Raw genomic sequence first — 11673 nt, forward strand, 5'->3', positions numbered from 1 at the left:
CCGGCCGGCGCGGCCGCCTGGGCGTTCGCGGCCGCCGCGCCGGCGGTCGCGGCCGCGGCCGCCGCCCCCATGGGCCTCGGGGCGCTGCTCGCCGCCGTCGCCGACCGGCACCCGTCCCGCGTCGCCTTCGTGGACCAGGCCGGCAAGGCCGCCTGGTGCGGGCGGCCGGCCATCACCTGGACCTACGCCGCGGCGCGGGAGATCATCGCGCGCCTCGCCGAGGGCCTGGCGCGCCTGCGGCTGCCGCCGCGCAGCCCCGTCGGCCTGTGCATGGCCGGCATGGCCGAGTGCCACCTGACGCTGCTGGCGATCGAGCAGGCGGGGCACGTCCCCTGCCTGCTGCCGGTCACCTGGGACGAGGCCCGCCTGCTCCAGGCCGTCGAGGCGGCGCAGATCCAGGCGGTGCTGACCCAGGGCCAGCTCGGGACCGACCGGCCGGCGGAGCGCCTGTGCCGGGTCGCGGCGCGCTACTTCCCGCTGCGGTTCGTCGCGGCCTTCGGGCCGCACGTGCCCGACGGCGTCATCGGCCTCGACCAGATCGTCCTCGACCACCGGGGCGACGCCGCCGCCCTCGGCACCGGTCCGGCCGCGGGCCTGGTGAGCTTCGCCCTCGGGGTCCCGGCGGCGGGGCCGCGGCCCGCGCCGTCCCGGGCCGCCGGCGCGCCGCCGGAGCCCGACGGGCCGCCCGCGGCGATGCACCGCGACGGCGACGCCCTCGCGGCCGCGGCCGCCGCCTGCCTGGTGCCGCTGCGGATCGCGCCGGGCGACCGCCTCCTCACCCTGCTGCCGCCGAGCGACCTCAAGGGCCTCGCCACCGGGCTCGCGGCGGCGCTCCTCAGCGGCGCCACCCTGGAGTGCCACCCGGTCTTCGACGCCGCCGCCCTCTCGGCCGCCCTCGACCAGCCGCTGCCGACCCACCTCGTCGCCCCCGCCTGGATGGAGGCGGGCCTCGCCCGCACCACCGCGCAGGGGCGCCTGCGCACCATCGCGTACGTGCACCGGGCCCCGGCCCGCCTCAGCGGCCGCGAGCCGGGCCGCCCGGGCGTGGTCGACGTGGTGGCGTTCGACGAGCTCGCCCTCCTCGCCGGCCGCCGCGACGCCCTCGACGTCGGCCTCGTCCTGGCGGCGCCCGAGCGCGCCGCGGCGGCCGGCGGCCTCGTGCAGATCCGCCGCGACCCCGACGGCCGCCTCGCCTTCCGGGGGCCGGCCTGCGGGGCCGGCATGTTGCAGCGCGGTATCAGCCCTGTGGATTCCGTGGACGAATGGCGGCCCTCGCGCTACCGGGCGACCCTGTTTGCCGGCGTCGCGACCGCGCTGACGCTCGCCTGAGGCGCGGCGGACCCGAGGCGGAGGGTCTCGCGCCGCCCGGGAAATTTCCCCGCTCCGTCAGGGATTTGTCCCCCCGTCCCGGGGTCCGGCCCGGTGCCCCCGCGGCGCGCGGCGCGGGGGCGCCCCCGTGAACCTTTCGTCGGCTCACAGCGTTATTGCTGCGGTGCCTTCACGAGAGGCGCGGGATCGGCTAACGCTACACCATGGGTGCGCTGCAGAAAGTTCTCGTCGTCGACGACGGCCACCGGGCCGCCGACCGGGCTCTCTCGGCCGAGCTGGCCGAGCTGGGCTACGCCAGCGTCACGGCCTCCCTGGAGGCCGCGGACGACGTGCTGGCGATGATGCCGCGGCCCGCCGCGGTCCTGCTGCACGTTCCGGCGCGCGACACCAGCGCCTTCCGGATCATGTCCGAGCGCCTGCGCGACCAGATGCGCAGCGCCGGCGTGCCGGTGATCGTGGTCGATCCCGGCGGCCACCAGGGCGGCGCCCCGATCGACCTCCAGAGCCGCATCGGCACCCGGGTCCTGAACGAGCCGGAATTCTGAGAGGGGCAAGCTCCTCTCCCACTGCCCCCTCCCGCCTGTTCCTGTCCCGCCTGCCCCTAGCCCGCCTGGAGCAGCTTCACCGCCGCGTCCCGCTCGAACAGGTACAGCAGCACCCGCAGCGCCTCCCCGCGCCCGGACCCGAGGCCCGGATCGCGCTCGACGATCAGGCGAGCGTCGTCGCGGGCCGCGAGCAGCAGGTCCCCGTCCGCCTCGGGCCGCGCCAGCCGGAAGGCCGCGAGGCCGGATTGCCGGGTGCCCAGCACCTCGCCCTCGCCCCGCAGGCGCAGGTCCTCCTCGGCGATGCGGAAGCCGTCCTCGGTCTCGCGCATCATCTCGAGCCGCGCCCGCGCGACCTGGCCGAGGGGGCCCTTGTAGAGGAGCAGGCAGGTCGAGGCGCCGGAGCCCCGCCCGACCCGGCCGCGGAGCTGGTGGAGCTGGGCCAGCCCGAAGCGCTCGGCGTGCTCGATCACCATGATGGTGGCCTGCGGCACGTCGACCCCCACCTCCACCACCGTGGTCGAGACCAGGATCCGGGTCCGCCCGTCCGCGAAGCGCTCCATCGCCTCGTCCTTGTCGCGCCCCGCCATCCTGCCGTGGACGAGGCCGACGGTGTCGCCGAACTGCGCCCGCAGGCCGGCGAAGCGCTCCTCGGCGGCGGCGAGGTCGACGTACTCGGACTCGGCCACCAGGGGGCAGATCCAGTAGGCCCGGTCGCCCCGGGCGAGGGCCCGCTCGAGCCCGGCCGCCACCTCGTCGAGGCGGTCGGCGGAGACGAGGCGCGTCGCGATCGGCTGGCGGCCCGCCGGCTTCTCGTCGAGGAGCGAGACCTCCATGTCGCCGAAGTAGGTCAGCGCGAGCGTGCGGGGGATCGGGGTCGCGGTCATCACCAGGATGTCCACCGCCGCCCCCTTGGCCCCGAGCGCCAGGCGCTGGTGCACGCCGAAGCGGTGCTGCTCGTCCACCACCGCGAGGCCGAGGTCGTGGAAGGCCACGTCCTCCTGGAACAGCGCGTGGGTGCCGACCACGATCGCGACCGTGCCGTCGGCGAGCCCCGCCAGGGTGGCGCGCCGCTCCGCCGCCCGGTCGCGGCCGGTGAGCAGCGCGAGGGTGAGGCCCGCCGCCTCCGCCATCGGCCGCAGGCGCTCGGCGTGCTGGCGGGCCAGGATCTCGGTCGGGGCCATCAGGGCCGCCTGCCGCCCGGCCTCGATGGCGGAGGTCATGGCGAGCAGCGCCACCGCGGTCTTGCCGGAGCCGACATCCCCCTGGAGCAGCCGCAGCATGCGCCGGTCCGAGCCCATGTCGCCGCGGATCTCGGCGAGCGCGCGCACCTGCGCGCCCGTGAGGCTGAAGGGCAGGCCCGCCTCGATCCGGCGCGACAGGAGCCCGTCGCCCGTGTTGGTGCGCCCCGGCGCCCGGCGCATCCGGCTGCGCACCAGGGCGAGGGCGAGCTGCGAGGCGAGCAGTTCGTCGTAGGCGAGGCGCCGGCGCGCCGGGGTCTTCAGGTCCTCCTCGGTCGCGGCGGCCTCCTCCGGCCGGTGCTCGGCGCGCAGGGCCTCCGTGAAGGAGGGCCAGCCCTGCCGGGACAGCCAGGCCGGGTCCTGCCACTCGGGCAGGCCGGGGAGCCGGTCGAGGGCCGCGAGCGCCAGCTTGCCGATCGCCCGCGAGGTGAGCCCCTCGGTGGCGCCGTAGACCGGCTCCACCGCCGGCAGGTCGGCCAGCCCCTTCTCGTCGAGGATGCGGGAGGGGTGCACCATCTGGCGGAAGCCGTCCCAGAGCTCGATCCGCCCCGAGACGTAGCGGTGGCTGCCGAGGGGCAGCATCTTCTCGATGCGACCCCGCGGCAGGTTGAAGAACACCAGCGTGACGTCGCCGGTGGCGTCCTCCACCAGCACCCGGAACGGCCGGCGCCCGCCACCGGCCTGCGGCGGCCGGTGCGCCACCACGGTGACCCCGAGGGTCACGGGCTCGCCCGCGGGCGCCTCGGCGATGGAGCCCCGGAGCTGGCGCGGGACGCCCCGCTGCGGCAGGTGGAACAGGAGGTCGACGATCCGGGCCGGGCGCTCGGGGCCTCCGAGCAGCTTGTCGATCAGCACGGCGACCTTCGGGCCGGCGCCCGGCAGGACGGTGGCGGGGGCGAACAGGGGATCGAGCAGCGAGGGACGAAGCGACATGCCGGGAAGCGGGGAACCTCGGAAGGGAGCGTCTCGCGCGGCTCTATAGCACCCCGGCCGGCGCTGTCCCGTCCCCGGCGCGGGCCGCCCGGCTCGCGCCGGCGCCCGCCCGCGCTCAGCGGCCCGGCAGCCCGGCGCCGTAGACGGACAGGTGCGCGTAGGCGGCCGCGACGAGCGGCGTCGCCACCCCGAGGGCGCGCCCGCGCGCCAGGAGGTCGCCGAGGATCTGGTCGGCCTCGACGGGCCGCTGCTCCCGCAGGTCGCGGTACATCGACGAGGTCAGGCCCGAGCCCTCCTGGGTCAGGAGGGCCCGCGTCTCCGTCAGGAAGCCCTCGCCCGGCGGGTGCCCGGCGGCGCGCGCCACCGCCGCGACCTCGTCGAGGAAGGCCAGGGCGAAGTCCCGGCCGCCGGGCGCGGCCGCGATCTCCCCGATGGGGCCGCGCATCAGGCAGGTGACGCCGCCGAGGGCCGCGAGGAAGATCCACTTCTCCCACATGTCCTGCGCGATGGTGGGCGAGAGGAGCGCGTCGAACCCGGCGCCGCGCAGGGCCGCGTCGAGGCGCGCGGTGCGCTCGGAGGGGGCGCCGCCCATCTCGCCGTAGGCCAGGAAGTGCAGGGGCGTGAGCTGCACGATCCGCCCCTGCGCGTCGACCTGGGTGGCGATCTTGCAGACGCAGCCGACCACCGCCTCGGGGCCGAAGCGCTCCGCCAGCGCGTCGACGTGCTTCATCCCGTTCAGGACCGGGAGGATCATGGTGCCGGGCCCCACGGCCGGCGCCATGTCGCGGAGGGCCTCGTCGAGGGAGAAGGCCTTCACGGTCAGGAGGACCGCGTCGTAGGGCCCGCCCACCGAGCCGGCCTCGACGAGGGCGGGCGCGAGGGCGGCGTCGCCGTGCGGGCTGACGATCCGCAGCCCGTCCGCCCGCAGGCGGGCGGCGCGGGCGGGCCGGACCAGGAAGGTCACGTCCCGGCCGGCCTGAGCCAGCCGCCCGCCGAAATACCCGCCGGTGGAGCCGGCGCCGACGACGAGGATGCGCATGGGGGTCCTCCCGGGCGTGAGGGACGGCCGGATCGGGATCCCGGCCGCGCAGGGCAGCCCCGCTCGGACCGCATTACTTGCATATGCAAGCATTGGTCAACGGGCCCCGGCCCGGAGCGCCATGCGGGCGGGCGGCCGCGGCCTTCCGGCCGCCCGCATGGCGCTGCGGGCCGGGCGGACCCATATCGGGTGCGGGGACCCGCCTCGCGCGAAGGCGCGCGCCGCGGGGGGCCTTGCCGGACTTCTTCGCGCCCGGGGCGCGGGACCGCGCGGGGGCCGTGCCGTCCGGGCGGAGAACCGGATTCCCCTTGCCCCGGACATACTCTAAAGCCGCGCAACGAGCCTGAGGAATCCCCCGCGATGACCGGCACCACCCGCACCAGCGCCGACCTCGATCCGCGCCGCCGCCGCACGCTCTACCGCTCCTGGCACCGCGGCATCCGCGAGATGGACCTGATCATGGGCCGCTTCGCGGACGCCGAGATCGGCACCCTGACGGAGGCCGAGCTCGACGATTTCGAGCTCCTGATCGAGGTGCCGGACCGCGACCTCTTCCGCTGGATCACGGGCGAGGACGCGACGCCCTCGAACTACGACACCGCGGTCTTCCGCCGCCTGAAGGTCTTCCACCACCACGACTCGCCGATCCACGCGTGACGCCCGCCCCGGCCCGCCGCGACGCCCGCGCCGGGGGTGGGGCGCGGCGCCCGGGGCCCGCCGCGGAGGCCGGCGGGCGTCGTGCCCGCACGCCGGCCTCCCCCCGCCCCTCGCCGGCGGCCTGATCCCGGGCCCGCCCCGGACCCCCGCCCCGTACCAGAGCCGATGGCCAAGCCGAACCCGAAGACCCCCGCGCCCCCGGCGCCCGTGAAGCCCCCCGTCAGCCGCTTCGCCCTGCCGCGATCGGCGGCGCTGACGCGCGCCGTGGAGGCGCTGCGGGCGGGCGACAGCCCGACCCTCGCCCGGGTGCCGGACGGCTTCGACGCCCTGGTGGTGGCCGACCTCGCCCGGGCCCTGTCGCAGGCCTCGCAGGGGCCGGCGGTGCTGGTCCACGTGGCCCGCGACGGCACCCGCTCGGCGGCCTTCGCGAGCGCCCTCGCGTTCGTGGCCCCCGAGATCGAGGTGCTGTCCTTCCCGGCCTGGGATTGCCAGCCCTACGACCGGGTCTCGCCCAACCCCGCCGTCGCGGCCCAGCGCATGACGGCCCTGTCGCGGCTGACCCGCTCGCGCTCCTCCGAGGACCGGCCGCGCATCGTCGCCACCACGGTCAACGCCCTGGTGCAGCGGGTGCCGCCCCGCGCCCGCATCGCCGTCGAGACCTTCTCGGCGGCGGCCGGCAACGCCCTCGACACCGACCAGATCGTGGCCTGGCTCGAGGCCAACGGCTTCCTGCGCACCGGCACGGTGCGGGACACCGGCGAGTACGCGGTGCGCGGCGGCATCATCGACCTGTCGCCGCCCGGGCTGCCCAACCCGGTGCGCCTCGACTTCTTCGGCGACACCCTCGAGTCGATCCGCAGCTTCGACCCCGAGACCCAGCGCACCATCGGGCAGATGCGCTCCCTCGACCTCGTGCCGATGAGCGAGGTGCAGCTCACCACCGAGACGATCCGGCGCTTCCGCCAGGGCTACGTCACGGCCTTCGGGGCCGCCACCCGGGACGACCGCCTCTACGAGACCATCAGCGAGGGCCGGCGCTACGCCGGGCTCGAGCACTGGATGCCGCTGTTCTACGAGCGCCTCGACACCCTCCTCGACTACGTCGGCGGCGCGCCCCTCGTCCTCGACCACCGGGCCGACGCCGCCGTGGCCGAGCGCCTGGGCCAGGTGCAGGACTACTACGACGCCCGCTGCGAGGCCCTCCGGGACCGCCAGGGCGGCGTCGCGCCCTACAAGCCCCTGAAGCCGGACGCGCTCTACCTCTCGCCGGCCGAGTGGGCGAAGCGCGCCGGCGGCGCCACCCTGGTCCGCCTCGCCCCGTTCGCGGTCCCGGAGGCCGGGGACGCGGCCGGGGAGCCGGCGGGAGGCGTGCCGGCGGGCGGCGCCCGTGCGGGCGCCCGCGTCGTCGACTGCGAGGGCGAGCCCGGCCGCAGCTTCGCGCCGGAGCGCCAGCAGGAGGGCGTCAACGTCTTCGACGCCGCGGTCGCCCACGTGCGCGCCCTCCAGGCCGCCGGCCGCCACGTGATCCTGAGCGCCTGGTCGGAGGGGTCGCGCGACCGGCTCTGCGGCGTGCTCGCCGAGCACGGCCTCCCGAAGCCCCGGTCCATCACGCGCCTGTCCGACGTCCTGGCGATGAAGCGGGGGCAGGACGTCGCCGTCGCGGTCTGGGGGCTGGAGGCGGGCTTCTGCGCCGGCCAGCTCGCGGTCGTCGCCGAGGGCGACATCCTGGGCGACCGGCTGGTGCGGCCCAAGCGCCGGGCCAAGCGGCCCCAGGACGTGATCCTGGAGGTGCAGGCCCTCGAGGCCGGCGACCTCGTGGTCCACGCCGACCACGGCATCGGCCGCTTCACCGGCCTCAAGACCGTGACGGCCGTGGGCGCACCGCACGACTGCCTGGAGATCCAGTACGGCGGCGGCCTGCTGCTCCTGCCCGTCGAGAACATCGAGCTCCTGACCCGCTACGGCTCGGAGGACGCCGACGTGGCCCTCGACCGCCTCGGCGGCGGGGCCTGGCAGGCCCGCAAGGCCCGGCTGAAGCGCCGGATCATGGAGATGGCCGGCGCCCTCATCAAGGTCGCGGCCGAGCGCTTCCTCAAGACCGCCCCCCGGATGGCGCCCCCGGAGGGCAGCTACGGCGAGTTCGCGGCCCGCTTCCCCTACGAGGAGACCGAGGACCAGGACGCCGCCATCGCGGCGACGCTCGGCGACCTCACCTCCGGCCGGCCGATGGACCGGCTGGTCTGCGGCGACGTCGGCTTCGGCAAGACCGAGGTCGCCCTGCGGGCCGCCTTCGTGACCGCCCTCTCGGGCAAGCAGGTGGCGGTGGTGGTCCCCACCACGCTGCTCGCGCGCCAGCACGCCCGCACCTTCGCGGAGCGCTTCAAGGGCCTGCCCGTCACGGTGGCGCAGGCCTCCCGCTTCGTCCCCAGCGCCGAGATGAAGAAGGTGCGCGAGGGGCTCGCCGACGGCACGCTCGACATCGTGGTCGGCACCCACGCGCTCCTCGCCAAGGGCATCGGCTTCAAGGACCTCGGCCTGATCATCATCGACGAGGAGCAGCATTTCGGCGTCGCCCACAAGGAGCGGCTGAAGGCCCTGAAGGCCGATGTGCACGTGCTGACCCTCTCGGCGACCCCGATCCCGCGCACGCTCCAGCTCGCCATGACGGGGGTGCGCGAGCTCTCGATCATCGCGACGCCGCCGGTCGACCGGCTCGCCGTGCGCACCTTCGTGATGCCGTTCGATCCCCTGTCGGTCCGCGAGGCGCTGCTGCGCGAGCGCTACCGCGGCGGCCAGGCCTTCTACGTCGTGCCGCGCCTCGAGCACCTCGACGAGGTCAAGCGCTTCCTCGACCGCGAGATGCCCGAGGCGAAGGTCGCGGTGGCCCACGGCCAGATGGCGGCGGGCCAGCTCGAGGACGTGATGACGGCGTTCTACGAGGGCAAGTTCGACATCCTGCTCTCGACCACCATCGTGGAATCCGGCCTCGACATCCCCACCGCGAACACGCTGATCGTCCACCGGGCCGACATGTTCGGGCTGGCCCAGCTCTACCAGCTGCGCGGGCGCGTCGGCCGCGCCAAGGCGCGGGCCTACGCGCTGTTCACGACGCCCGAGGGCAAGACCCTGACGGTGCAGGCCGAGCGCCGCCTCGCCGTGCTGCAAACCCTCGACACGCTCGGGGCGGGCTTCCAGCTCGCCAGCCACGACCTCGACATCCGGGGCGCCGGCAACCTCCTCGGCGACGAGCAGTCCGGCCACATCAAGGAGGTCGGCTACGAGCTCTACCAGCAGATGCTGGAGGACGCGGTGGCGGCCCTCAAGGCCGGCACCACCGTGCCGACGGACGAGCAATGGTCGCCCACCATCGCGCTCGGCGCGCCCGTCACCATGCCGGACGCCTACGTGGCCGACCTCTCGGTGCGCCTCGGCCTCTACCGGCGCCTCGCGACCCTGGAGAACGACCAGGAGCTCGAGAGCTTCGGGGCCGAGCTGATCGACCGCTTCGGCCCGCTCCCGCCCGAGGTGGAGCAGCTCCTGAAGATCGTGACGATCAAGATCCTGTGCCGCGAGACCAACGTCGAGAAGGTCGAGGCCGGGCCGAAGGGCGTGGTGATGCACTTCCGCGACCGCTCCTTCGCCAACCCGGCCAAGCTCGCGGGCTACATCGCCGAGCAGCGCTCCTTCGCCAAGGTGCGGCCCGACATGAGCGTCGTGTTCATCCGCGACCTCGCCACGGTGGCCGAGCGCCTGAAGGAGACCACCGCCCTCCTGCGCGACCTCGCCAGGCTCGCGGCGCGCCGGAAGGCGGCGTGAGGGGGCGGACGCCCGGGCGCGGCGCCGCGGACGGGCCGGGCCCGCGTCCCGTGAGCGAGGCGGTCCTCGCCGAGCTGACGGCGTGGCGCCGGGACTTCCACCGGCACCCCGAGTTCGGGTTCGCGGAGCACCGCACGGCGGGCCTCGTGGCGGAGCGCCTGCGCGCCTGCGGCGTCGCGGTGGCGGAGGGCGTCGGCGGCACGGGCGTGGTCGGGACGCTCGCCCGCGGCGACGGCCGCCGGGCCATCGCGCTCCGGGCCGACATGGACGCCCTGCGCATCCCCGAGGAGGGCGACCGGCCCCACCGCTCCGGGACGCCGGGCCTGATGCACGCCTGCGGCCACGACGGGCACACCACGATGCTGCTCGGCGCCGCCCGGGTGCTCGCCGCGGAGGGCGGCTTCTCCGGCACGGTGCGCTTCCTGTTCCAGCCCGCGGAGGAGTGGGGCCGCGGCGCCGGCGCGATGATCGACGACGGGCTGATGGCGCGCTTCCCCTTCGACGAGGTCTACGGCCTGCACGCGAGGCCGGGTCTCGCCGTCGGGCGCTTCGAGACGCGGCCCGGGCCGATCATGTCGGCGGAGGACCTCTTCGAGATCGTGCTCCGGGGGCTCGGCGGCCACGCCGCCCAGCCCCACGAGGCCCGCGAGGTCCTGGTCGCGGCCTGCGCCCTCGTCATGGACCTCCAGACCCTCGTGTCGCGCCGGATCGCCCCGACCGAGACCGCAGTCGTGTCGGTGACCGAGCTCACGACGGACGGGACCCGCAACGCCCTGCCGGGCCTCGCCCGCATCCGGGGCGACGCCCGCAGCTTCCGCCCCGCGGTGAGCGCCCGGATCGAGGCCGAGATGCGCCGCGTCGCGGCCGGCATCGCGACCGCGTACGCGTGCACCGCCGAGGTCGCCTACACGCGGGAGTTCGTGCCCACGGTGAACGATCCCGCGGTGACGCAGGCGGCCCTCGCGGCGGCCCGGGCGGCCCTGGGCGAGGACCGGGTGGAGGTGATGCCGGAGCCCCACACGGGCTCGGAGGATTTCGCCCGCTTCCTCGCCCACGCGCCGGGCTGCTTCGCGTTCCTGGGCAACGGCGAGGCCTCCCGGCCCCTGCACAACCCGGCCTTCGACTTCGACGACGCCGCCATCCCGCACGGGATCGCCTACTTCGTGGCGCTCGCGCGCCGGCGCCTGCCCGCCGGGCCGTGAGGCGCGGCGCCCCGCCTCACGCGTCCAGGCGGTCCCGCGCGGGCATCTCCCCGGCGCCGACCTGCGCCACCCGGAGGCCCGCCGCCATCGCCTGGAGGCGGCTCTGGGGATCCTCGGGCTGGATCACGCCGGCCGACATGACGAGCTTGGCCGCGTCGTCGACGCTCATCGGCACCTCGATCACCTCGGCCCGCGGCAGGTAGAAGAAGAAGCCGGTGGTCGGGTTGGGCGCGCAGGGCAGGAACACCCCGATGTACTCGGAGCCCGGCGGCAGGGCGTTCTGCACCTCGGGGCCGGCCGGCGCCGACAGGAACACCACCGACCAGGTGCCCTTCACCGGAAACTCCACCAGGCCCACGGTGCGGAACGAGGTGCCGCTCGTCGAGAACAGCGTCTCGAAGACCTGGCGCAGGCCGCGGTAGAGGCCCGAGATCACCGGGGTGCGGGCGAGCAGCACCTCGCCGAACTCCACCACCGAGCGGCCGACGAGGTTGGCGGTGAGCGCACCCAGGGTCGTCAGGGCCACGAAGGCGATCACGAGCCCGAGGCCCGGGATGCTGAAGGGCAGGTAGTGGTCCGGCAGGTAGGCGGTCGGCACCAGCGGCTTGACCCAGCCGTCGATCAGGCTGATGCACCACCAGGTGATGTAGATCGTGATGGCGAGCGGGCCGGCCACGATCACGCCGGTGAAGAAGTAGTTGCGCAGGCGCCCCCGGACGCTGACCCGCTTGCGGGTGCCGGAGAGGTCGGGGTCGTGGATCAACGGGGACGGTTCCGACACGCTTCCGCTCTCGACGCTCGCAGGCGCCCCCTGCCGGCCCAGAGGTAGCGGGTTGCTGCGCTGCGCTCAAGGCGGCGGTCCTCAGCCCTTCGCAGGGCCGGCGGCCGGGCCGCCGCCGCTCCCGCGCCGCCCG

Annotated in this window: 8 protein-coding genes; 5 read left to right on the top strand and 3 right to left on the bottom strand. The window is 75.7% G+C overall.

Going from position 1 to position 11673, the window contains the following annotated elements; genetic code table 11:
* Window positions 1-1329, top strand: a 1329-nt coding sequence (locus DT057_RS31565) for an AMP-binding protein (RefSeq protein WP_276469433.1), incomplete at its 5' end; no start/stop codon positions are given.
* Window positions 1330-1532: 203 nt separating this feature from the next.
* Window positions 1533-1874, top strand: coding sequence for a response regulator (locus DT057_RS31570; protein WP_128566008.1), 342 nt, complete (start codon window positions 1533-1535; stop codon window positions 1872-1874).
* 56 nt (window positions 1875-1930) lie between these two features.
* Here the strand turns inward: DT057_RS31570 and recG are convergent, their stop codons facing one another.
* Complete coding sequence (gene recG / locus DT057_RS31575; protein WP_128566009.1) at window positions 1931-4045, bottom strand: ATP-dependent DNA helicase RecG; 2115 nt, start codon at window positions 4043-4045, stop codon at window positions 1931-1933.
* Between the two features lie 115 nt (window positions 4046-4160).
* The gene (panE, locus tag DT057_RS31580) at window positions 4161-5084 is read right to left on the bottom strand and encodes a 2-dehydropantoate 2-reductase (RefSeq protein ID WP_128566010.1); all 924 of its coding nucleotides are present in this window, start codon (window positions 5082-5084) and stop codon (window positions 4161-4163) included.
* 360 nt (window positions 5085-5444) lie between these two features.
* Between panE and DT057_RS31585 the strand changes: the two genes are divergently transcribed.
* The 3 genes from DT057_RS31585 to DT057_RS31600 all read left to right on the top strand — a co-directional run bounded on the left by DT057_RS31585 (window position 5445) and on the right by DT057_RS31600 (window position 10759).
* A complete protein-coding gene (locus tag DT057_RS31585; RefSeq protein ID WP_128566011.1) occupies window positions 5445-5741 on the top strand; it encodes an FAD assembly factor SdhE in 297 nt (98 codons plus the stop codon).
* 165 nt (window positions 5742-5906) lie between these two features.
* Window positions 5907-9557, top strand: coding sequence for a transcription-repair coupling factor (gene mfd, locus DT057_RS31595; RefSeq protein WP_128566012.1), 3651 nt, complete (start codon window positions 5907-5909; stop codon window positions 9555-9557).
* A gap of 50 nt (window positions 9558-9607) precedes the next feature.
* Complete coding sequence (locus DT057_RS31600) at window positions 9608-10759, top strand: amidohydrolase (RefSeq protein ID WP_128566013.1); 1152 nt, start codon at window positions 9608-9610, stop codon at window positions 10757-10759.
* 16 nt (window positions 10760-10775) lie between these two features.
* Here DT057_RS31600 and DT057_RS31605 read toward each other — a convergent pair whose 3' ends face one another.
* The gene (locus tag DT057_RS31605) at window positions 10776-11540 is read right to left on the bottom strand and encodes a DUF502 domain-containing protein (RefSeq protein WP_128566014.1); all 765 of its coding nucleotides are present in this window, start codon (window positions 11538-11540) and stop codon (window positions 10776-10778) included.
* Window positions 11541-11673: the final 133 nt, after the last annotated feature.

It is taken from the genome of Methylobacterium crusticola (genome assembly GCF_003574465.1).
GTDB lineage: Bacteria > Pseudomonadota > Alphaproteobacteria > Rhizobiales > Beijerinckiaceae > Methylobacterium > Methylobacterium crusticola.